The organism is Enterobacter sp. SORGH_AS_0287 (assembly GCF_031453695.1).
In the GTDB taxonomy this organism is placed as follows: Bacteria; Pseudomonadota; Gammaproteobacteria; order Enterobacterales; family Enterobacteriaceae; genus Enterobacter; species Enterobacter ludwigii.
In genome coordinates, this window is record NZ_JAVIZW010000001.1 from 660,874 (window position 1) to 683,771 (window position 22,898).

General features: G+C 56.2%; 21 protein-coding genes. 15 read left to right on the forward strand and 6 right to left on the reverse strand.

Features of this window, described 5'->3' with window-relative positions; all coding sequences use genetic code 11:
• The first annotated feature begins 64 nt into the window (after nt 1–64).
• The 11 genes from tar to QE396_RS03110 all read left to right on the forward strand — a co-directional run bounded on the left by tar (nt 65) and on the right by QE396_RS03110 (nt 13,253).
• The gene (tar, locus tag QE396_RS03060) at nt 65–1,729 is read left to right on the forward strand and encodes a methyl-accepting chemotaxis protein II (RefSeq protein WP_020883382.1); all 1,665 of its coding nucleotides are present in this window, start codon (nt 65–67) and stop codon (nt 1,727–1,729) included.
• Nucleotides 1,730–1,773: 44 nt separating this feature from the next.
• A complete protein-coding gene (tap, locus tag QE396_RS03065) occupies nt 1,774–3,375 on the forward strand; it encodes a methyl-accepting chemotaxis protein IV (RefSeq protein WP_041162739.1) in 1,602 nt (533 codons plus the stop codon).
• A gap of 19 nt (nt 3,376–3,394) precedes the next feature.
• Nucleotides 3,395–4,261, forward strand: a complete 867-nt coding sequence (gene cheR, locus QE396_RS03070) for a protein-glutamate O-methyltransferase CheR (protein WP_014170664.1) — start codon at nt 3,395–3,397, stop codon at nt 4,259–4,261.
• The gene (locus QE396_RS03075; protein ID WP_014170663.1) at nt 4,258–5,307 is read left to right on the forward strand and encodes a chemotaxis response regulator protein-glutamate methylesterase; all 1,050 of its coding nucleotides are present in this window, start codon (nt 4,258–4,260) and stop codon (nt 5,305–5,307) included. Before cheR ends, QE396_RS03075 begins: the two co-directional genes overlap by 4 nt.
• A gap of 17 nt (nt 5,308–5,324) precedes the next feature.
• Nucleotides 5,325–5,714, forward strand: a complete 390-nt coding sequence (gene cheY / locus QE396_RS03080; RefSeq protein WP_000763862.1) for a chemotaxis response regulator CheY — start codon at nt 5,325–5,327, stop codon at nt 5,712–5,714.
• 13 nt (nt 5,715–5,727) lie between these two features.
• Nucleotides 5,728–6,372, forward strand: coding sequence for a protein phosphatase CheZ (cheZ, locus tag QE396_RS03085; protein WP_013096065.1), 645 nt, complete (start codon nt 5,728–5,730; stop codon nt 6,370–6,372).
• A gap of 277 nt (nt 6,373–6,649) precedes the next feature.
• Nucleotides 6,650–7,798 carry a flagellar biosynthesis protein FlhB gene (flhB, locus tag QE396_RS03090; RefSeq protein ID WP_014170659.1) on the forward strand — a complete coding sequence of 383 codons (1,149 nt, stop codon included), beginning with the start codon at nt 6,650–6,652 and terminating at the stop codon, nt 7,796–7,798.
• Entirely contained in the window at nt 7,791–9,869 is a 2,079-nt protein-coding gene (flhA, locus tag QE396_RS03095; RefSeq protein ID WP_014170658.1) for a flagellar biosynthesis protein FlhA, read from the forward strand. Before flhB ends, flhA begins: the two co-directional genes overlap by 8 nt.
• The gene (locus tag QE396_RS03100; protein WP_123266835.1) at nt 9,866–10,261 is read left to right on the forward strand and encodes a flagellar protein FlhE; all 396 of its coding nucleotides are present in this window, start codon (nt 9,866–9,868) and stop codon (nt 10,259–10,261) included. The genes flhA and QE396_RS03100 overlap by 4 nt, the downstream gene beginning before the upstream one ends.
• Nucleotides 10,262–10,525: 264 nt before the next feature.
• Nucleotides 10,526–12,109 (forward strand): MFS transporter, encoded by a 1,584-nt coding sequence (locus QE396_RS03105; RefSeq protein WP_025203842.1) that lies wholly within the window; start codon nt 10,526–10,528, stop codon nt 12,107–12,109.
• Nucleotides 12,110–12,113: 4 nt separating this feature from the next.
• A complete protein-coding gene (locus QE396_RS03110; RefSeq protein ID WP_309949888.1) occupies nt 12,114–13,253 on the forward strand; it encodes a glycoside hydrolase family 105 protein in 1,140 nt (379 codons plus the stop codon).
• 34 nt (nt 13,254–13,287) lie between these two features.
• On the opposite strand, the gene argS is transcribed toward QE396_RS03110, so the two are convergent.
• A complete protein-coding gene (gene argS, locus QE396_RS03115) occupies nt 13,288–15,021 on the reverse strand; it encodes an arginine--tRNA ligase (RefSeq protein ID WP_014170653.1) in 1,734 nt (577 codons plus the stop codon).
• Nucleotides 15,022–15,260: 239 nt separating this feature from the next.
• Here argS and QE396_RS03120 point away from each other — a divergent pair, with 239 nt between their 5' ends.
• Both QE396_RS03120 and cutC read left to right on the forward strand, forming a co-directional pair.
• Complete coding sequence (locus QE396_RS03120) at nt 15,261–15,821, forward strand: VOC family protein (protein ID WP_020883387.1); 561 nt, start codon at nt 15,261–15,263, stop codon at nt 15,819–15,821.
• A gap of 76 nt (nt 15,822–15,897) precedes the next feature.
• Nucleotides 15,898–16,641, forward strand: a complete 744-nt coding sequence (cutC, locus tag QE396_RS03125; protein ID WP_020883388.1) for a copper homeostasis protein CutC — start codon at nt 15,898–15,900, stop codon at nt 16,639–16,641.
• Nucleotides 16,642–16,818: 177 nt separating this feature from the next.
• Here cutC and cmoB read toward each other — a convergent pair whose 3' ends face one another.
• The 5 genes from cmoB to QE396_RS03150 are packed head-to-tail and all read right to left on the reverse strand — an operon-like array spanning nt 16,819 to nt 20,399.
• Nucleotides 16,819–17,790 carry a tRNA 5-methoxyuridine(34)/uridine 5-oxyacetic acid(34) synthase CmoB gene (gene cmoB, locus QE396_RS03130; protein WP_020883389.1) on the reverse strand — a complete coding sequence of 324 codons (972 nt, stop codon included), beginning with the start codon at nt 17,788–17,790 and terminating at the stop codon, nt 16,819–16,821.
• The gene (gene cmoA, locus QE396_RS03135) at nt 17,787–18,530 is read right to left on the reverse strand and encodes a carboxy-S-adenosyl-L-methionine synthase CmoA (protein WP_020883390.1); all 744 of its coding nucleotides are present in this window, start codon (nt 18,528–18,530) and stop codon (nt 17,787–17,789) included. Before cmoA ends, cmoB begins: the two co-directional genes overlap by 4 nt.
• A 40-nt stretch (nt 18,531–18,570) precedes the next feature.
• A complete protein-coding gene (locus tag QE396_RS03140) occupies nt 18,571–18,966 on the reverse strand; it encodes an MAPEG family protein (protein WP_020883391.1) in 396 nt (131 codons plus the stop codon).
• A 51-nt stretch (nt 18,967–19,017) separates the two neighbouring features.
• Nucleotides 19,018–19,836, reverse strand: coding sequence for a DUF72 domain-containing protein (locus tag QE396_RS03145; RefSeq protein WP_020883392.1), 819 nt, complete (start codon nt 19,834–19,836; stop codon nt 19,018–19,020).
• Nucleotides 19,833–20,399, reverse strand: a complete 567-nt coding sequence (locus tag QE396_RS03150; RefSeq protein WP_014170646.1) for a hydrolase — start codon at nt 20,397–20,399, stop codon at nt 19,833–19,835. The genes QE396_RS03145 and QE396_RS03150 overlap by 4 nt, the downstream gene beginning before the upstream one ends.
• 264 nt (nt 20,400–20,663) lie before the next feature.
• Between QE396_RS03150 and aspS the strand changes: the two genes are divergently transcribed.
• Together aspS and nudB are read left to right on the forward strand one after the other, a co-directional pair.
• Nucleotides 20,664–22,451: an aspartate--tRNA ligase gene (aspS, locus tag QE396_RS03155; RefSeq protein ID WP_309949892.1), complete on the forward strand. Its 1,788-nt coding sequence runs from the start codon at nt 20,664–20,666 to the stop codon at nt 22,449–22,451.
• Between the two features lies 1 nt (nt 22,452).
• Nucleotides 22,453–22,896, forward strand: a complete 444-nt coding sequence (gene nudB / locus QE396_RS03160) for a dihydroneopterin triphosphate diphosphatase (RefSeq protein ID WP_014170644.1) — start codon at nt 22,453–22,455, stop codon at nt 22,894–22,896.
• Nucleotides 22,897–22,898 lie beyond the last annotated feature (2 nt).

A 22,898-nucleotide genomic window follows, 5' to 3' on the forward strand; every position in this document is an offset into this window, starting at 1 on the left:
CAAATGTAAAGTTCCTGTAGTCAGTGCCGATAACACCGTTAATAAATCTATGAGAAGGTGTTGTATGTTGAACCGTATCCGCGTTGTCACAATGCTTATGATGGTGCTGGTCATTTTCGCACTTCTTCAGCTTACCTCCGGCGGGCTTTTTTTCTCGTCACTTAAACAAAACCAGGACAGTTTCGCCGCCTCGAACGATCTCCGCGTACAGCAGAGTGAACTGACGTCGACGTGGGATCTGATGCTGCAAACGCGTATCAACCTGAGCCGCTCTTCCGCCCGCATGATGATGGATCCAAATAATCAGCAGAGCAGTGCGAAAACGGAACTGCTGAAAAATGCGCGGGCGACCCTTGCTGACGCCGCGAAACACTACGACGCCTTTAAGAAAATCACGCCACAGCCTGCCATGGCGCAGGTGAGCCAGAATATCGATGAAAAGTACAACGCCTACTATGCCGGTCTGACGGAGCTTATTCAGTTCCTGGAAAGCGGCAACATGGACGCGTATTTCGCGCAACCTACCCAGGGGATGCAAAACGCCCTTGGTGCGGCACTCGGGGAATACGCCAAAGCCAGTGGCGACCTGTATCACTCGGCCTTTACGCAAAGCCAGAATGATTACCGCTTTGCCAAATGGCAGATGGCCGTCATGGCGCTGGCGCTGGTCATCGTGCTGGTGGGCGTGTGGTACGGCATTCGCCACATCCTGCTTAATCCTCTCGGTCGCGTCATTGCCCACATTCGCGAGATTGCCGGTGGTGACCTGACCAAAACGCTGACCGTCTCCGGGCGCAATGAAATTACCGAGCTGGCAAACAGCGTTGATCATATGCAGCGCTCGCTAATTGAGACCGTCGCCAACGTGCGTAACGGATCGGAAGCGATTTATACCGGTACCAGCGAAATTGCGATGGGCAACAACGATCTGTCGTCGCGCACCGAACAGCAGGCGTCGGCGCTCGAAGAGACCGCCGCCAGCATGGAGCAGCTTACCGCGACCGTGAAGCAGAACGCGGACAACGCCCGTCAGGCCTCACAGCTGGCGGAAAGCGCGTCCGAAACGGCGCAGCGAGGCGGTCGCGTGGTGGACGGCGTGGTGAAAACCATGCACGAAATCGCCGACAGTTCGAAGAAAATCGCCGACATCATTAGCGTTATCGACGGCATCGCTTTCCAGACCAATATCCTCGCCCTCAACGCCGCCGTTGAAGCCGCACGTGCGGGCGAGCAGGGGCGCGGGTTTGCCGTGGTGGCCGGGGAAGTGCGCAACCTTGCCAGCCGCAGTGCCAACGCGGCGAAAGAGATCAAGGCCCTGATTGAAGACTCCGTTTCCCGCGTCGATACCGGCTCCGTGCTGGTAGAAAGCGCAGGGGAAACCATGAATGACATCGTGAATGCCGTTACCCGCGTAACGGACATCATGGGTGAAATCGCCTCTGCGTCTGATGAGCAGAGTCGTGGTATCGACCAGGTCGCTCTGGCGGTATCGGAAATGGATCGCGTGACACAACAAAACGCCGCGCTGGTGCAGGAGTCCGCTGCGGCGGCCGCTGCGCTGGAAGACCAGGCAAGCCGTCTGAAGATGGCCGTCTCGGCGTTTCGTCTCGCTTCACTCGCTGGAAACACGGTCACCCCGCAAGCAACGTATCTCGCGCCTGCCGCAGCAGCGGCAGCGACCCGTAAACCTGCAGCGACGACCGGACATGAAAACTGGGAAACATTTTGACTGACATTTAAACCGCGGCTGCTTGCCGCATGATGGGAGCGTGGATGTTAAATCGTATTCGTATCTCGACCACACTGTTTTTGATTCTGATCCTTTGCGGTGTGTTGCAGGTTGGCAGTAACGGGTTGTCTTTTTGGGCGTTTCGCGATGGCTATCAGAATTTGCAGGAAGTTGAGGCGAGTAACCAGCAGCGCGCCGCCGTGGCACAGACGCGCGCCGTACTGTTACAGGCAAGCACGGCGCTGAACAAAGCGGGAACCTTAACCGCCCTGAGTTATCCGCCGGATGACATCAAGGCGTTGATGGTGACCGCGCGCGACAGCCTGAAGCTGGCTGACGCGCAGTTTAACGCCTTCGCGGCACAGGAAGCCGGCAGCGCGGAAGTGAAAGCGCTGAAAGTCGCGATGAAGAAGCGTTTTGATCAGTGGCACAGCGACCTGGATCACCAGGCGACCTGGCTTGAGAACAACCAGCTCTCGGACTTTATGACCGCGCCGGTCCAGGCGTCCCAGGCGGCGTTTGATGCGAGCTTTAATGCCTGGCAGCAGAACATTAACCAGTTTGTCCAACGCGCCGGGAATGACAGCCGTAAAAACTACCATATGTCAGGCGTGATTTTTGCTGTGGTGGTGATTCTGGCGGTGCTGCTGACCGGCGGTGCCCTGTACTGGTCGCGCAGAATGATTGTGCAACCGCTGGCGATCGTCACCAGCCACTTCGACAGTATTGCGAAGGGTAACCTGGCGCGTCCGGTGGCGGTGTACGGCAAGAACGAAATTTCGGCGATTTTTGCCAGCCTGAAGGCGATGCAGGGCGCCCTGCGGGAAACGGTCTCCGATGTGCGACAGGGCAGTTATGCCATGCACACCGGGATCTCGGAGATTGCGGCAGGCAATAACGATCTCTCGTCGCGCACCGAGCAGCAGGCTGCTTCGCTGGCGCAAACGGCTGCCAGCATGGAGCAGCTCACCGCGACGGTAAGCCAGAACGCGGATAACGCGCGTCAGGCGTCTGACCTGTCCAGACAGGCGGCGATGACGGCGAAGAAGGGGGGCGATCAGGCCTCTCACGTGGCCAGTACCATGCAGGATATTGCCGCCAGTTCACAGAAAATTGGCGACATCATCAGCGTGATTGACGGTATTGCGTTCCAGACCAACATTCTGGCGCTGAACGCGGCCGTTGAAGCGGCACGAGCCGGTGAGCAGGGGCGTGGTTTTGCGGTTGTGGCCGGTGAAGTCCGTAATCTGGCGAGCCGCAGCGCCAACGCCGCGAAAGAAATTAAAGGACTGATTGAAGAGTCCGTTTCGCGCGTCCAGCAAGGCTCTGCCCTGGTGGACACGGCGGCGAAAACCATGCACGAAATCGTCACCTCCGTTACGCGGGTTAACGACATCATGGGCGAGATTGCTTCTGCGTCCGATGAACAGCGTCGCGGAATTGAGCAGGTGGCCCAGGCGGTAAGCCAGATGGATCAGGTCACGCAACAAAACGCCTCGTTAGTGGAGGAAGCGGCAGCGGCAACCGATCAGCTGGCCAGCCAGGCGGATCATCTGACCGGGCTGGTCGCGGTATTTAATGTGAAAGAGCACGTTGAAGCAGTAACAGAAGTCGGGCGGTCGCAGGCCGTGCCAGTTGTATCCTGAATGTAATTAAGAAGGCGCTATGACATCACCAATGCCCCCAGGGCAAACGTCATTACTGTTGCAGATGACACAGCGCCTCGCGCTGTCCGACGCGCATTTTCGTCGGATATGTCAGTTAATCTACCAGCGTGCGGGGATTGTGCTTGCCGATCATAAGCGAGACATGGTCTACAACCGTCTGGTGCGGCGCTTGCGTACGCTGGGGCTGGACGATTTTGGTCGCTATCTGAGCATGCTCGAAGCGAACCAGAACAGCGCAGAGTGGCAGGCTTTTATTAACTCGTTAACCACCAACCTGACCGCATTTTTCCGTGAAGCTCACCACTTCCCGGTCCTGGCGGAGCACGCGCGTCGCCGCAGCGGGGAGTATCGCGTCTGGAGTGCGGCCGCCTCAACCGGGGAAGAGCCGTACTCGCTGGCGATCACCCTTGCCGACACGCTGGGCATGGCGCCTGGACGCTGGAAAGTCTACGCCAGTGATATTGATACCGAAGTGCTGGAAAAGGCACGCAACGGCGTGTATCGCCAGGATGAACTGAAAACGCTGTCACCTCAGCAGTTGCAGCGTTACTTCATGCGCGGAACCGGCCCGCATGAAGGCCTGGTGCGCGTGCGCCAGGAGCTGGCGAACTGTGTCGAATTCGCGCCCGTTAACCTGCTGGATAAGCAGTACAACGTGCCGGGGCCATTCGACGCTATTTTTTGCCGTAACGTCATGATCTATTTTGATAAAACGACGCAACAGGACATTCTGCGTCGGTTTGTTCCGTTGCTCAAGCCTGACGGTTTACTGTTTGCCGGGCACTCGGAAAACTTCAGCAACCTCGTGCGTGAGTTTAGCCTGCGTGGGCAAACGGTATATGCGCTGAGTAAGGAAAAAGCATGAGTAAAATCAGGGTGTTGTCTGTCGACGATTCTGCGCTGATGCGCCAGATCATGACTGAAATTATCAATAGCCACAGCGACATGGAGATGGTGGCGACAGCGCCTGATCCGCTGGTAGCGCGGGATTTAATTAAAAAATATAACCCCGACGTGTTAACGCTGGATGTCGAAATGCCGCGCATGGATGGCATTGATTTCCTGGAAAAATTGATGCGCCTGCGGCCCATGCCGGTGGTGATGGTCTCATCCCTGACCGGAAAAGGATCTGAAATTACCCTGCGTGCGCTGGAGTTAGGGGCGGTGGATTTTGTCACCAAACCTCAGCTTGGCATTCGTGAAGGGATGCTGGCGTACAGCGAAATGATCGCCGAGAAGATCCGCACCGCGTCACGTGCGAAGCTTGCCGCGCACAAACCGATGGATGCACCGGTAACGCTGAAGGCCGGTCCTTTACTCAGTTCGGAAAAACTGCTGGTGATTGGGGCGTCAACCGGGGGAACAGAGGCAATTCGTCATGTACTCCAGCCATTGCCGCTTTCAAGTCCGGGTATTCTGATCACGCAGCATATGCCGCCAGGCTTTACCCGCTCGTTCGCCGAGCGTCTGAACAAGCTGTGTCAGATCAGCGTGAAAGAGGCGGAAGACGGTGAGCGCGTACTCCCCGGCCATGCGTATATCGCACCGGGTGACAAGCATATGGAGCTGGCGCGCAGTGGCGCTAACTATCAAATCAAAATTCATGACGGGCCGCCGGTAAACCGGCACCGTCCGTCGGTGGATGTGCTGTTTCATTCGGTGGCGAAACATGCGGGGCGCAACGCCGTTGGGGTGATCCTGACGGGGATGGGTAACGACGGTGCCGCCGGAATGCTTGCAATGCACCAGGCTGGCGCCTGGACGATTGCGCAGAATGAAGCAAGTTGTGTGGTGTTCGGCATGCCGCGCGAGGCCATCAATATGGGTGGCGTGAGCGAAGTGGTCGATCTTAGCCAGGTAAGCCAGCAGATGCTGGCGAAAATCAGTGCCGGACAGGCAATACGTATTTGACTCAGGAGTATTATTTTATGGCGGATAAAGAGCTTAAGTTTTTGGTTGTGGATGACTTTTCCACCATGCGTCGTATCGTACGCAACCTGCTGAAAGAGCTGGGCTTCAACAACGTTGAAGAAGCAGAAGACGGCGTTGATGCGCTGAACAAACTGCAGGCGGGCGGGTTTGGTTTTGTTATCTCCGACTGGAACATGCCAAACATGGACGGTCTGGAACTGCTGAAAACCATCCGTGCGGACGCGGGAATGGCATCATTGCCGGTTCTGATGGTGACCGCAGAAGCGAAAAAAGAGAACATTATTGCCGCAGCACAGGCGGGCGCTAGTGGCTATGTTGTGAAGCCGTTCACTGCGGCCACCCTGGAAGAGAAGCTCGGTAAGATCTTCGAGAAACTCGGCATGTGAGGTGTTGGTTATGATGATGCAACCTGCTATGAAACCCGTTGAAGAACACTCGCCCAGCGATATCATTGCCCGCATCGGCAGCCTGACACGCATGCTGCGTGACAGCCTGCGTGAACTGGGGCTGGACCAGGCAATTGCTGAAGCGGCGGAAGCCATTCCGGATGCCCGCGATCGTCTGGACTACGTTGTGCAGATGACCGCTCAGGCGGCTGAACGTGCGCTGAACAGCGTTGAAGCGTCACAACCGCATCAGGATGCGATGGAGAAAGGCGCGAAAGCGCTGACCAAACGCTGGGATGAGTGGTTTGAGAATCCAATCGAGCTGGCGGATGCCCGCGAGCTGGTCACGGATACCCGTCAGTTCCTGGGCGATGTGCCGGGCCACACCAGCTTTACCAACGCGCAGCTGCTGGACATCATGATGGCGCAGGATTTCCAGGACCTCACGGGCCAGGTTATCAAGCGCATGATGGATGTGATTCAGGAAATTGAACGTCAGCTGCTGATGGTGCTGCTGGAGAACATTCCGGAACCGGCCGCTCGTCCAAAACGCGAGAACGAAAGCCTGCTCAACGGTCCACAGCTCGACGCCACCAAAGCGGGCGTTGTGGCAAGCCAGGATCAGGTAGACGACCTGCTGGACAGCCTTGGTTTCTGATTGAGGTGATGACCCTCAGGTTGCGTACGCAACCTGAGGGTATGCCGCTTAATTTTGAGTGCATAACGCTGGGGTGGCTGGCCCTTGCTCACGCCCTGCTTGCTGACAGTGTTGCCAAACGCTATCTCAAATTTTTTTTTTGCCGTTTTTTACTCATCACCCGATTGCTCCGACGCTGAACTGGCTAAAAGAACCCGGTTATTGGGTTTTTTCAACCCATTGATGAAAGGTCAGGCTGGCATGATACCCGTGACTAAATGGGCTGCGAGCAGGCACTGTGGCAGAAGAGAACGACGACAAAACGGAAGCCCCCACACCCCACCGACTAGAAAAAGCGCGTGAGGAAGGGCAGGTCCCCCGATCCCGAGAACTGACATCCCTGCTGATCCTCATCGTAGGCGTGTGCATTATCTGGTGGGGTGGGGAGGCGCTCGCCCGCAAACTGGCGGGAATGCTCTCGGCTGGCCTACGTTTTGACCACAGTATGGTCAACGACCCTAACCTGATCCTCAGCCAGATAATCCTGCTCGTTAAAGATGCCATGCTTGCGCTGTTGCCCCTGATTACCGGCGTCGTGCTGGTGGCGCTGGTCTCGCCCGTGATGCTGGGCGGTCTGGTGTTTAGCGGGAAATCGCTGCAACCCAAGTTTTCGAAACTGAACCCGCTGCCGGGGATTGCGAAAATGTTCTCGGCGCAAACCGGTGCGGAGTTGCTTAAAGCGATTCTTAAATCGGTCCTGATGGGCAGTACCGGCGGTTTTTTTCTGTGGCACCACTGGCCGGAAATGATGCGCCTTATCAGCGAATCGCCGTTAACCGCGATGAGCAATGCGCTGAACCTGGCCGGGCTCTGTGCCCTGCTGGTGGTGCTCAGCATTATTCCCATGGTGGGTTTTGACGTTATCTTCCAGCTTTACAGCCACTTCAAGAAACTGCGCATGTCTCGTCAGGATATTCGGGATGAATATAAGCAGATGGAAGGTGACCCGCACGTGAAAGGGCGTATCCGCCAGATGCAGCGTGCTGCCGCCCGTCGACGGATGATGGAAGATGTGCCAAAAGCCGACGTCATTGTGACTAACCCGACACACTATTCCGTTGCGCTGCAGTACGACGAAAACAAAATGAGCGCGCCGAAAGTGGTGGCGAAAGGGGCGGGGCTTATCGCCCTGCGTATTCGTGAAATTGGTACCGAAAACCGGGTGCCCATACTCGAAGCGCCTCCGCTGGCGCGCGCGCTGTATCGCCATGCGGAAATTGGACAACAGATCCCAGGACAACTCTACGCCGCGGTGGCGGAAGTGCTGGCCTGGGTATGGCAGTTGAAACGCTGGCGTCTGGCTGGCGGTCAACGGCCTGTGAAACCTGAGAACCTTCCGGTGCCTGACGCGCTGGATTTTATGAACGAGAAGGACACTGATGGCTAATCTGGTGGCAATGTTGCGCCTGCCCGGCAACCTGAAATCGACGCAATGGCAGATCCTTGCCGGACCGATTCTCATCCTGCTAATTCTGTCGATGATGGTCTTGCCGCTTCCGGCGTTCATCCTCGACCTGCTTTTCACATTCAACATTGCGTTGTCCATTATGGTTTTGCTGGTGGCGATGTTCACCCAGCGCACCCTTGAGTTCGCCGCATTCCCGACCATTCTGCTGTTTACCACCTTGTTAAGGCTGGCGCTGAACGTGGCGTCAACCCGTATCATTCTGATGGAAGGCCATACCGGTGCTGCTGCGGCGGGTAAAGTGGTTGAGGCATTCGGCCACTTCCTGGTCGGCGGTAACTTTGCCATCGGTATCGTGGTGTTCGTCATTCTCGTCATCATTAACTTTATGGTTATCACCAAAGGTGCCGGACGTATCGCGGAAGTGGGCGCGCGTTTTGTGCTTGACGGGATGCCGGGCAAGCAGATGGCCATCGACGCGGATCTGAACGCCGGGCTTATTGCCGAAGATGAAGCCAAAAAGCGCCGCTCGGAAGTGACGCAGGAAGCTGACTTCTACGGCTCAATGGACGGTGCGAGTAAGTTTGTTCGCGGTGATGCCATTGCGGGCATCCTGATCATGGTGATTAACGTGGTCGGCGGCCTGCTGGTGGGCGTGCTGCAGCACGGTATGGACATGGGCCACGCGGCGGAAAGCTATACGCTGCTGACCATTGGTGACGGTCTGGTGGCTCAGATCCCGGCGCTGGTCATCTCAACGGCGGCGGGGGTTATCGTGACCCGCGTCAGTACCGATCAGGATGTTGGCGAGCAAATGGTCGGGCAGCTCTTCAGCAACCCGCGCGTGATGCTGCTGGCCGCTGCGGTGCTGGGCCTGCTCGGTTTGGTGCCGGGAATGCCAAACCTGGTGTTCCTGCTGTTCACTGCGGCATTGCTGGGCCTTGCCTGGTGGATGCGTGGACGTGAGATGACCCCGGCAGCGGAACCTGCTCCGGTAAAAATGCCGGAGAACACGCAGGCCGTGGAAGCGACCTGGAACGACGTTCAACTGGAAGATTCGCTGGGAATGGAAGTGGGGTATCGCCTCATCCCGATGGTCGATTTCCAGCAGGATGGCGAACTGTTGGGCCGAATCCGCAGCATCCGTAAAAAATTCGCCCAGGACATGGGCTTCCTGCCGCCGGTGGTTCACATCCGCGACAATATGGATCTGCCGCCTGCGCGCTATCGTATTCTGATGAAAGGCGTAGAGATTGGCAGCGGTGATGCTTATCCTGGCCGCTGGCTGGCCATTAACCCAGGCACCGCGGCGGGTACGCTGCCAGGCGAGCAAACCATCGACCCGGCCTTTGGCCTGGCTGCTATCTGGATTGAAAGCGCGCTGAAAGAGCAGGCGCAAATTCAGGGCTACACCGTGGTGGAGGCGAGTACCGTGGTGGCGACCCACCTGAACCATCTGATTGGACAATTCTCTGCAGAGCTGTTTGGTCGTCAGGAAGCCCAGCAACTGCTCGATCGCGTCACGCAGGAGATGCCGAAGCTGACGGAAGATCTCGTGCCAGGCGTCGTGACGCTGACCACGCTGCACAAGGTGTTGCAAAACCTGCTCGAGGAAAAAGTGCCGATCCGCGATATGCGTACCATTCTGGAAACCCTCGCCGAGCATGCACCGTTGCAAAGCGATCCGCACGAACTGACGGCGGTGGTGCGTGTGGCACTGGGACGGGCGATCACGCAGCAGTGGTTCCCGGGCACCGGGGAAGTGCAGGTTATCGGCCTCGATACGCCGCTTGAACGTCTGCTGCTGCAGGCTCTGCAGGGCGGTGGAGGGCTGGAACCTGGCCTGGCCGACCGTCTGCTGGAGCAAACACAAGAGGCGCTGGCGCGTCAGGAGATGCTGGGGGCGCCACCGGTTCTGCTGGTGAACCATGCGCTGCGTCCGCTGCTGTCACGCTTCCTGCGCCGTAGCCTGAACCAGCTGGTCGTGCTGTCGAATATGGAGTTGTCGGATAACCGTCATATCCGTATGACGGCGACGATCGGAGGAAAATAATGCGTAAGTGGTTATGGATTTTACTTTTTCCGCTGGTGGCCCAGGCCGCCGGGGAAGGGACCTGGCAGGCCAGCAGCATTGGCGTGACCCTCAGCAACCGCGGTGTCGCCATGTCTTCGCGACCGCTATCACCGACTGAGCCGGTGTCCGGTCTGATGACCCTGGTGGTCTGGAACTACACGCTTATTGGCCCAACGCCTGCAGGGCTTCGGGTACGGCTGTGCTCCCAGACACGCTGTACGGAAATTGACGGAGAGAATGGCACCACTCAGGCCTTCAACGGCGTGCCTGCTGTCGAACCTTTGCGCTTTATCTGGGAAGTGCCGGGCGGCGGACGCCTGATCCCTGCGCTGAAAGTTCAGCGTAATTCCGTTATCGTCAACTACCGCTAATACCCCGCTTTTTACGCCAGCCATCAGTCATTTCTGATGGCTGGCTCGCAAAAAATGACCTCCTCTTTTGATGTAAAAGAAACGCTGTTTTATAAATCAGTGACACGCGTAACGACACTCTTTGCATTTTTGCCAGCCGCTTGCCGGTGATGGCAAAAACAGAAAGGTATCACCAGGTCGATACTCTTACTGTAGCCGTGTAATAACTCCCGGATCAGATTTTGCTTACAGGGAGTCTCCCAAAACTGAGTAGGGTTGACGGCAATGAAAACACGAAAAATTGGACTCGCAAATTATCTTGCTTACGGGTCAGGCGATTTCCTCGGGGCGGGAACCACCGCCCTGACGGCGGCCTGGCTTTTGTATTTTTATACAACGTTCTGTGGACTCTCCCCGATTGAAGCAACCTTCATCTTTGCTGCCGCAAGGGTACTGGATGCCGTCGTCAGCCCTTTGATGGGCTTTTTGACCGATAACTTTGGCACGACCTGGCTCGGCAAGCGCTTCGGTCGGCGTAAGTTCTTTATTCTGCTGGGGATCCCGTGCGTGTTCAGCTACTCCCTGATGTGGGTGGGGGAGATGAGTTTCTGGTATTACCTGCTGACCTATCTGGTGTTCGATATCGTCTACACCATGATTCTGGTGCCGTACGAAACGCTGGTGCCGGAAATGACCGATGACTTTAAACAGAAAACCCGCTTCTCAGGTGCCCGTATCTCGATGGCGCAAATGTCTGCCATCCTGGCCTCATTCCTGCCGGGGATCCTGCTCACGCATTTCGGCAAAGACAACGCGGTCTCCTTTTTCTATGCAAGCCTGGTCTTCTCCGTGCTGTGCGCGCTGATGCTGATGCTCGTCTGGTTCTTCACCTGGGAGCGACCGCGGGAAGAGTGGAGCGAAGCCGCCCTGCGTGCCGAAGAAGAGAAGAAGAAACTGTCGCTCGGGCAGAGCCTCAACCGCCTGTTTGTGGAGTTGAGCTCTACGCTGCGCGTGAGAATTTTCCGTCAGCATCTGGGGATGTACCTTGGCGGGTATATCGCCCAGGACGTCTTTAATGCCGTGTTTACCTACTACGTGGTTTTCGTGCTGATGCAGGAAGCATCCATGGCCTCCAGCCTGCTGGGCACGATGGCCATCTTCCAGTTTATTGCAGTTATCGCCATGATCCCGCTGTGCATTCGCTTCGGACCCGCGCCGTCCTATCGAATGGTCGTGGTGCTGTTTGGCCTGGCATCGCTTTCCTACGCCGTGCTGTATTACGCGGGCCTGAGTGATATCTACTCTCTGTTATTGCTGGTCTCTGCAGTTGCCGGGCTGGGACGCGGTGGGATCAACTATGTACCGTGGAATACCTACACCTACATTGCTGATGTCGATGAAGTGATCACCGGCCAGCGCCGCGAAGGGATTTTCGCCGGCATCATGACGCTGACCCGCAAAGCCTCGCAGGCGGGGGCGGTAATGCTGGTGGGCATTGTGATGCAGATGTCCGGCTTTGTCAGCGGACAAAAGACCCAGCCCGCGGAAGTGAGCCACACCATTCTGCTGATCCTGAGCGTGGGAACGCTTCTGGTTCTGTTCTGCGGCTTCCTGGTTTCGCTGCGTTTCAAACTCAATTTGCACACCCACACCACGCTGCGTGAAGAGACCGCCAAAATGCGCGCGTCTGGCCGCGCCATTCCTGAGAGTGCGACACCAGAAGCCCGCGCCACCGTGGAGATGCTGGCCGGTATGCCTTATGCGTCGCTGTGGGGCAATAACAACATCGGTTATCTGAATCGTAATAAGCCTGCGGCACCTTCGCTGAAGGGGCGTGCGGTACTGAATTCGACATACAACAGAGGTTAAGATAATGAAAGTTTGGCCGGTCAAACACAGTCCACTCCTGCGTCAGCCTGCGCATTTCATCGCCCGGGACGAGCTGAAATCGCTGATTGAAAAGGTGACGCATAACCTCGTTAATATCCACGACACAACAGGTGAGTTTTTACTGCGCCTGGACGACGGGCGGGTCATTGACACCAAAGGATGGGCAGGCTGGGAGTGGACCCACGGCGTGGGGTTATACGGTATCTGGCAGTATTACTGCCAGACGGGCGACGAAGCGATGCGTGACATCATTGACCGCTGGTTTGCCGATCGTTTCAGGGAAGGGGCGACCACCAAAAACGTGAATACCATGTCACCGTTCCTGACGCTGGCTTATCGTTACGAAGAGACCAGAAACCCGGCCTGGCTGCCGTGGCTGGAAAGTTGGGCGGAGTGGGCCATGAATGAGATGCCGCGCACCGACCATGGCGGCATGCAGCACATCACCCTGGCGGAAGAGAATTCTCAGCAGATGTGGGATGACACGCTGATGATGACGGTTCTGCCGCTGGCGAAAATCGGCAAGCTCCTTAATAAACCGGAGTACGTTGAAGAGGCGGTGTATCAGTTTCTGCTGCACGTGCAGAACCTGATGGATCGCGAAACCGGCCTGTGGTTCCACGGCTGGAATTACGAAGGCCACCATAACTTTGCGAAGGCACGCTGGGCACGAGGCAACAGCTGGCTGACCATCGTGATCCCGGATTTCCTTGAGCTGGTGGGTTTGCCTGAACATAACGCCGTTCGTCGCTACCTTGTGCAGGTGCTGAACGCGCAGATTGCGGCCCTCGCCAAATGTCAGGACGATAGCGGCCTGTGGCATACGCTGCTCGACGATCCGCATTCCTACCTTGAGGCGTCAGCCACGGCAGGCTTTGCCTACGGTATTCTGAAAGCGGTGCGTAAACGCTATGTCGGCGCGGAATATGCTGAGGTGGCGGAGAAAGCGATTCGCGGCATTGTGGAAAATATCTCGCCGGAAGGGGAGTTACTGCAGACGTCGTTCGGTACGGGGATGGGCAGCGATCTGGCGTTCTATCGCCAGATCCCACTCACGTCGATGCCCTATGGACAGGCCATGGCAATCCTGTGTTTAACGGAATACCTGCGCAAATATTTTTGAACATAAAAAACCCGGCGATGGCCGGGTTTGTTTATTACATGCGCTCTACGGTTTCGATACCCAGGGTATCCAGACCCAGCTTCAGGGTCTTCGCCGTCAGCTGAGCCAGCTTCAGGCGGCTGTTGCGGACTGCTTCGCTTTCCGCAGACAGGATAGGGCAGTGTTCGTAGAAACCGGAGAACAGACCCGCCAGATCGTACAGGTAAGAGCACATCACATGCGGGGTACCGTCACGTGCGACAACGGCCAGCGTCTCTTCAAACTGCAGCAGACGTGCCGCCAGCTGGGCTTCGCGATCTTCGGAAATGATCACCTCAGCATTGGCCAGCGCGCTTTCATCGATACTGGCTTTACGGAACACGGAGAGCACGCGGGTGTAGGCATACTGCATATACGGCGCAGTATTACCTTCAAAGGCCAGCATGTTATCCCAGTCGAAGATATAGTCGGTGGTACGGTTCTTGGAGAGATCCGCGTACTTCACCGCACCGATACCCACGGCGTTGGCGAGTTTTTCCAGCTCATCGGCAGGCATATCCGGATTCTTCTCGGCCACCAGACGGCGGGCGCGTTCCAGCGCTTCGTCCAGCAGGTCGGACAGCTTCACGGTACCGCCCGCACGGGTTTTGAACGGCTTACCGTCTTTACCCAGCATCATGCCGAACATATGGTGTTCAAGCGGCACGGAATCCGGCACGTAGCCTGCTTTGCGCACGATAGTCCACGCCTGCATCAGGTGCTGGTGCTGACGGGAGTCAATGTAGTACAGCACGCGGTCCGCATGCAGCGTTTCGTAACGGTATTTCGCACAGGCGATATCGGTGGTGGTGTAGAGATAGCCGCCATCCTTTTTCTGGATTATCACGCCCATCGGTTCGCCTTCCTTGTTTTTATACTCATCAAGGAACACGACCGTCGCGCCTTCGCTCTCAACCGCCAGGTTTTTGGCCTTCAGGTCAGCCACAATGCCAGGCAGCATCGGGTTATAGAGGCTTTCACCCATCACATCGTCACGGGTCAGGGTGACGTTCAGACGGTTATAGGTGAGCTGGTTCTGGGACATGGTGATGTCAACCAGTTTGCGCCACATCTCGAGGAAGTACGGGTCGCCGCCCTGCAGTTTTACCACGTAACTGCGCGCGCGCTCGGCAAAAGCGTCGTCTTCGTCGTAATGTTTTTTAGCTTCGCGGTAGAACCCTTCCAGGTCTGCCAGGGCCATCTCACCCGCGTTTTCCTGTTGCTGTTTTTCCAGGTAAGCAATCAGCATCCCGAACTGGGTACCCCAGTCGCCCACGTGGTTCGCGCGGATCACTTTGTGACCGAGGAACTCCAGGGTACGCACGGCCGCGTCACCGATAATGGTGGAACGCAGGTGCCCGACGTGCATCTCTTTCGCCACGTTTGGCGCTGAGTAGTCAATCACCACGGTCTGCGCTTCTGGCTGGGAAACACCCAGACGGTCAGATTTCAGCGCCGCGTCAACGTGGCGTGCCAGGAAAGCAGGCTCAAGGAAGATGTTGATAAATCCAGGGCCGGCGATTTCAGTTTTGCTGGCAATACCGGTGAGATCCAGATGAGTCAGCACCTGCTCGGCGAGTTGTCGCGGCGGCATACCCAGTTTTTTAGCCACTGCCATCACGCCATTAGCCTGATAGTCGCCAAACTGTACTTTTGCTGACTGACGAACCTGCGGTTCGCAATCCGCAGGCGCACCTGCTGCAATCAGTGCCTGACTGACTTTTTCGGAGAGAAGAGCCTGAATATTCACCTGGATACCTTACATTTTTGATGCGGGCAAATAACCGCCCGCGCCAGTTAAAGAATTTAGGGCGGGAGTATACTGCAAATGCCTTCTGGCGTCAGCATTGCGGGGGCCGAAGATTGCTCAGAATCCAGGCTGAGAAAGCATGCATAAACATGCAGTCGTAAAAACCGCTATTCAGAGGTTGGTCGAAAGAGGGCAACAGAGTAAATTAGCGGCTTTGCGACACGATAAGAGACTGACGTATGGCGAACTGGCACTCCATTGACGAACTGCATGATATTTCCGCAGATTTACCGCGCTTCACCCAGGCGTTCACAGAACTTGCCACCCGCCTTGGTCTGGATATTGCGCCGCTTGAGGCCGATCACATCTCCTTGCGCTGCCATCAGAACGCAACCGCCGAGCGCTGGCGTCGCGGATTTGAACAGTGTGGCGAGTTGCTCTCAGAGAACGTCATTAACGGTCGCCCCATCTGCCTGTTCAAACTGCATGAACCGGTGTGCGTGGCTCACTGGCAGTTCAGTGTGGTCGAATTGCCCTGGCCGGGCGAGAAACGCTATCCGCATGAAGGCTGGGAGCATATCGAAATTGTCCTGCCGGGTGAGCCCGAAACGCTGAATGCTCGTGCACTGGCGCTGTTGTCTGATGAGGGTCTGAGCAAGCCTGGCATTTTTGTGAAAACAAGTTCCCCGAAAGGCGAACGTGAGCGTCTGCCAAATCCTACTCTGGCCGTCACTGACGGACAGGTTACCGTGAAGTTCCATCCCTGGACGATTGAACAGATTGTTGCCAGCGAAGCATAAGATGTGACCGTACGCTGAGACCGGGCGTAGCCTGCGTGTCATGATGGTGCGTTAAGTGGGTATTAAGGAGGATGTAATGGCGCTGCTGGAGATTTGTTGTTACAGCGTGGAGTGTGCCGTCACCGCGCAACAGCACGGGGCAGACCGCATTGAACTGTGCGCCGCACCCAAAGAGGGTGGGTTAACGCCTTCATACGGGATGCTGAAGTCTGCCCGTCAGGCTGTCACCGTTCCGGTACACCCGATTATTCGTCCTCGCGGCGGCGATTTCTGTTACACGCCGGGCGAGTTCAGTGCCATGCTTGAAGATATCACTCTCGTTGGCGATCTGGGATTCCCCGGCCTGGTTATTGGGTTGCTTGATGAAGACGGCAATGTCGATCTGCCGCGCATGCGTCAGGTCATGAACGCGGCAAAAGGGATGGCGGTCACTTTTCATCGCGCGTTTGATATGTGTAAAAATCCCCTGCAATCCTTTGATATTCTTGCTGAACTTGGCGTGGCGCGGGTTCTGACATCGGGTCAGCAGTCCTCTGCTGAAAAAGGACTGCAATTAATTACGGAACTAAAAGCACATTCCGGTGTTCCAATAATAATGGCGGGTGCGGGAGTGCGTGCCAGCAATATGGAACTGTTTTTAAACGCCGGGGTAGAGGAGCTTCACAGCTCTGCGGGCAAATGGATGCCATCGCCCATGCGTTATCGCAACACAGGGTTGTCAATGTCGACGGATGCTGAAGCGGATGAGTACTCACGCTACGGTGTAGAGGGAGAGTCGGTTGCGGTAATGAAATCGATGATTGAACGTCATCACGTGTAGCAACGTACCGATTTTTACCGCGCATCATGTCGCCCAATATGATGCTTGCTTGTACCAGGCCCCTGCAATTTCAACAGGGGCCTTTTTTTATGCCCCTAACCCTCTCCCCAAAGAGGAGAGGGACAGTACGGTGCGGTCTTTTCTCCCGCGCCCCTTTGGGAAGAGGACCGGGGGAATCTACGGTTTCGTCGCGATCAACACCGCGCGCATTGGCGCAGGATACCCTTCGACAGTCTTGCTGTGGTCTGCCGGGTCGAGGAATTCCGCCAGCGATTCGGTGATCATCCAGTCGGTGCGACGCTGTTCTTCAGTTGACGTTACGCAAACATCGGCAATACGGACATCCACAAAACCGCACTTCTCCAGCCAGTTTTTCAGCGCCGGCGCGGAAGGGATAAAGTAAACGTTCCGCATCTGCGCATAGCGATCGCCCGGCACCAGAACGGTATTTTCATCACCCTCTACCACCAGCGTTTCCAGCACCAGTTCGCCGCCGCTGACCAGCTGATCTTTCAGCTGCCACAGATGTTCGAGTGGGGAGCGGCGGTGGTACAGGACACCCATCGAAAACACGGTGTCAAACGCCTTCAGGGCAGGGAGCTGCTCAATACCCAACGGCAGCAAGTGCGCGCGCTGGTCGTTACCCAGCAATTTACGCACCGCTTCAAACTGGCACAGGAATAGCTGCATAGGGTCAATCCCCACCGCCAGATGTGCCCCTGCGCCAATCATGCGCCACATGTGGTAACCGCTGCCGCAGCCAACATCCAGAATGGTTCGCCCGGTCAGGTCGGAAAGGTGAGGCAGCACGCGATCCCATTTCCAGTCAGAACGCCATTCAGTATTAATGTTAACGCCGTAGAGTGAGAACGGACCTTTGCGCCATGGCATCAGGTTACGCATCAGCGTTTCAATGCGGTTTATCTGCCCGGGCGGAAGCGGCGTTTCGCTTTGCGCGGTAACGCTGTGGAGCAGATCCAGACGGTGTGGGGTCAGTTCCGGCAGAAACTCCACCGCGTTGGACCACTGCTTTAACAGACCATGCTGCTGATCCCGCTGCCAGGCAGCAATTTGTGCAGGCAGCGTCTCCAGCCAGTGGGAGAGGTGGTTTTTGGCAATCAGCTGATAGAAATTACTGAACTCGATCATGCGATGTCCCCACCTTTCAGCGCCACCAGCGAGCCGAAGTTGAAGCACTGGAACCACAGTTCGCTGTGCTCGAAGCCTGCCTGACGCAGGCGTGCTTTATGGGTTTCGACGGAGTCCGTCAGCATCACGTTTTCGAGCATGCTACGTTTCTGGCTAATTTCCAGTTCGCTATAGCCGTTGGCCCGTTTGAAGTCGTGGTGCATATTGAACAGCAGCTCACCCACTTCGGCATCTTCAAAGCTGAATTTCTCGGACAGCACCAGCGCGCCACCGGGTTTCAGGCCTTTATAAATTTTGTCCAGCAACAGCTGACGGTCTTCAGGCACCAGGAACTGCAGAGTAAAATTCAGAACCACCAGCGACGCGTTATTGATGTCGATATCACGGATATCACCTTCCACAACCTCGACTGGCGTCGGGGCTTTATACGCGTCGATGTGGCGACGGCAGCGTTCCACCATGGCCGGGGAGTTATCGACGGCAATGATTTTGCAGCCTTCATGGTGAACGTTACGACGAACAGACAGCGTTGCCGCGCCGAGCGAGCAGCCCAGATCATACACCTGCGTGCCGGGTTGAACGAAACGCTCAGCCAGCATGCCGATCATAGAGATGATATTGGAATAACCGGGAACAGAGCGCTGGATCATATCCGGGAAGACTTCGGCTACCCGTTCATCGAAGGTCCAGTCGCCCAGGCTGGCGATAGGCGCGGAAAAAAGCGTGTCGCGATCTGACATAACGTAAAAATCCGGGAAAAATAAAGTGGCGTATTGTGCGCTAATGGAAGGAGAAAACCAACTCCCACGGCATATACCAAAGGTTAGCCAGCACCATCAGCAAAAGCGAACACCAGGTCGCGCTCATGCCGGAACGACGCCAGCGGAATAAGCGGTGGTGAAAGCCGTAATAATGCATTAACCGGCCGGCAATCAGAAGCAGGCCGCAGACGTGCACCATCCAGGTTTCCGCGCCGTTCATTTCCATAAACAGCAGCAAAATTAACGCAACGGGGATGTACTCAACCGCATTACCGTGAATGCGGATAGCGCTTTGTAACTCCGAAAAACCGCCGTCACCGTAGGAAACACGATACTGCATTCGCAGGCGCACAACATCAAATGAAAACTTAATCAGCAGTAATGCACCTAACACCGCATACAGCGCGCTGACCATACTAACTCCCTGTTTTTGGCAGATGGCACCTTCCTATGATAGGGGCTGATATCAGAAAAGAGAAGATTGTTGTGGGATAGAAGGGGCGCTGCCTACAGACGGAACCGCAGCCTGCAAGGCCTGCCAGAGAACATCGACCAGTTCGGGGGCATGAGCGATATCCGGCGTATGGAGAAAGAGATACGGTGTGGTGGTTTGCTCCCATTTTGCTAATTTTTGCAGCCAGACGGCGAACATCTCCTGGTTTTGCTGCATATTATCGCTGCCGATAAACCTGACCATCGGGTTTTGCGCGGTGACCACGGCGTGAACAGGCACTCTGGGCTTTTTACGCTGGGCATCAATGATGGCCTCGTTATGCGGGATGGCGCTGTGCACGGGACGGCTGTCGAGAATCACCCGGTTCACCCCGCGCGCATGTAAGCCACGGTTAAGCGCCGTTTCAGCCTCTCCCTTGGCAAAAAACGCCGCATGTCTCACCTCAACGCCGTAGGTAAAGTCTTTGGGCAGGGTATCAAGAAACTGCCATAGCGCAGGCAGGTCGCGTGGGCTAAAGGTGGCCGGAAGCTGCAACCAGTACTGACCGATGCGGTTCGCCAGCGGCGACATCCGGCCAAAGAACTCGTCGGTCAAATCACCGCAGTTTCGCAGCGCAGCGGTGTGGGAGATCGTCGCCGGAAACTTGAAGCAGAAGCGGAAATCATCGGTCGTCTGGTCGCGCCAGCGCTCAACAATCTCTGCTCTGGGCAACGCGTAGAGGGTGGTATTGCCCTCGACACAGTTGAAATGACGGGCATATTCTTCAAGGCTGGTAATACCCAGGCGCACCCATTTCGGGTGCGACCACTGGGGCAGGCCAAGGTAGATCATAGGGCGCTTATAATGTCGTCCGTGCTACGCACGCGGCCAATGCGCGGGAAGATGTGGGTCATACTGCCCTGGTGCTGCTCCGCAGACGCTGCGCTGCATGCATCCTCAACAATCACCAGGTTAAAGCCCAGTTCCCAGGCGTTTCGGGCGGTGGATTCCACGCCAATGTTGGTGGAGATCCCACAGAGAATCAGGGTGTCGATACCGCGCCGACGCAGCTGCAGCTCAAGATCGGTGCCGTAGAATGCGCCCCACTGGCGTTTGGTCACTTCGATATCGCTGTCCCGTTTGCCGAGCGAAACCGGATAGGTCCACCAGTTTTCAGGTAGTGAATGTGCTGCAACCTGAGCATCGACAGGCTGTTTTAAGGCCTCAGCGAAATCCGCTGACCAGCCAACGCGCACCATGATCACAGGGGCACCGCTGGCACGGCATTTTTCTGCCAGACGCGCGGCGCGGCTGACAACATCTTCGGCGCTGTGCGGGCCTCCGGCAAACGGCAGGATCCCTTCCTGTAAATCAATCACCACAAGCGCGGTTTTGCGGGCATTAAGTGTTAACATGGTAACTCCAGTGAAATGAGTCGCTTCCGCTACACCTTACGACGTAATGACCTGTTATCGGTCGGATAATTTTGTTAATTTTTGTGAGAATACGCAATAAGCGCGCAGCAAACGACCGTCTGGCCGTGGTTCGCTCTTATCGTCTGGCGGAATTTCCAGTATAATAGCCGCCTTTTTTCATCCAGTTGTGACATACAGAAAGCTGCGACATAGTAGCCTGCATTCCAGGCGACATTTAGCCTGCGGCTAATTAAGGGATATCTCATGCGTACAGAATATTGCGGGCAGCTGCGTCAGTCCCACGTTGGACAGCAGGTAACCCTGTGTGGTTGGGTCAATCGTCGTCGTGATCTTGGGAGCCTTATCTTCATCGATATGCGCGACCGCGAAGGTATCGTTCAGGTGTTCTTCGACCCAGATCGCGCAGATGCGTTGAAGCTGGCTTCTGAGCTGCGTAATGAGTTCTGCATTCAGGTCACCGGCACCGTACGTGCGCGTGACGAGAAAAACGTTAACGCAGACATGGCGACCGGCACAATTGAAGTGCTGGCGTCGGATCTGGTTATCATCAACCGTGCTGAAGCGCTGCCGCTGGACTCCAACCACGTCAACACTGAAGAAGCGCGTCTGAAATACCGCTATCTGGACCTGCGTCGTCCGGAAATGGCTCAGCGCCTGAAAACCCGTGCGAAAATCACCAGCCTGGTGCGTCGCTTTATGGATGACCACGGTTTCCTCGACATCGAAACCCCGATGCTGACCAAAGCCACACCGGAAGGCGCGCGCGACTACCTGGTTCCATCCCGTGTACACAAAGGCAAATTCTACGCGCTGCCACAGTCTCCTCAGCTGTTTAAACAGCTGCTGATGATGTCCGGCTTCGATCGCTACTATCAGATTGTAAAATGCTTCCGCGACGAAGACCTGCGTGCTGATCGTCAGCCAGAATTTACCCAGATCGATGTGGAAACCTCCTTCATGACGGCCGAGCAGGTGCGTGAAGTGATGGAAGCCCTGGTGCGCAGTCTGTGGAATGACGTGAAAGGCGTGGAACTGGGTGATTTCCCCATCATGACCTTCGCTGAAGCTGAACGTCGCTACGGTTCTGACAAACCAGACCTGCGTAACCCGATGGTGCTGGTGGACGTTGCAGACCTGGTGAAATCCGTTGAGTTCGCGGTATTTGCCGGCCCGGCTAACGACCCAAAAGGTCGCGTGGCTGCCCTGCGTGTACCGGGCGGTGCGGCGCTGAGCCGTAAGCAGATTGACGATTACGGCAACTTCATCAAGATCTACGGCGCGAAAGGTCTGGCCTATATTAAAGTGACCGAACGTGCGAAAGGTCTGGAAGGCATTACCAGCCCGGTGGCAAAATTCCTGAACGCGGAAATCGTGGAAGCGATCCTCGAGCGCACCGGCGCACAGGATGGCGACATGATCTTCTTTGGTGCAGACAACAAGAAAATCGTTGCTGACGCAATGGGCGCGCTGCGTCTGAAGCTGGGTAAAGACCTGAGCCTGACGGACGAGAGCAAATGGGCTCCGCTGTGGGTAATCGACTTCCCAATGTTCGAAGACGACGGTGAAGGCGGCCTGACCGCAATGCACCACCCGTTCACCTCGCCAAAAGACATGACGGCGGCAGAGCTGAAAGCGGCACCGGAAGATGCGGTAGCAAACGCGTATGACATGGTTATCAACGGCTACGAAGTGGGTGGCGGTTCCGTGCGTATTCACAGCGGCGAAATGCAGCAAACCGTGTTTGGTATTCTGGGAATCAACGAGCACGAACAGCGCGAGAAATTCGGCTTCCTGTTGGACGCCCTGAAATACGGTACGCCGCCACACGCGGGTCTGGCATTCGGTCTTGACCGTTTGACCATGCTGCTGACCGGCACCGACAACATTCGTGATGTTATCGCCTTCCCGAAAACCACGGCTGCGGCCTGTCTGATGACGGAAGCTCCAAGCTTTGCCAACCCGGCCGCGCTGGCTGAGCTGGGCATTCAGGTGCTTCCGAAAGCTTCAAAAGAGATTTCGGAGAACGAATAATATGCAGTATAAGCGTCCCGTTTCGGTTCTGGTTGTCATTTATGCAGAAGATACGAAACGGGTGCTGATGTTGCAGCGGCGCGATGACCCTGATTTCTGGCAGTCGGTTACCGGCAGCCTGGAAGAGGGGGAGACCGCGTCGCAGGCCGCCGCGCGCGAAGTAAAGGAAGAGGTCACCATTGACGTTGCTTGCGAGCAACTGACCCTGAAGGACTGTCAGCGCACGGTGGAGTTTGAAATTTTTAGCCATTTACGTCATCGCTATGCGCCGGGTATTGAGCGCAATACGGAATCGTGGTTCTGTCTCGCGCTCCCCCATGAACGGGAGATCGTGTTTACCGAACACCTGACCTACCGCTGGGTGGATGCGGCGGATGCCGCTGCACTGACCAAATCGTGGAGCAACCGGCAGGCGATTGAAGAATTTGTAATTAACGTAGCCTGAAA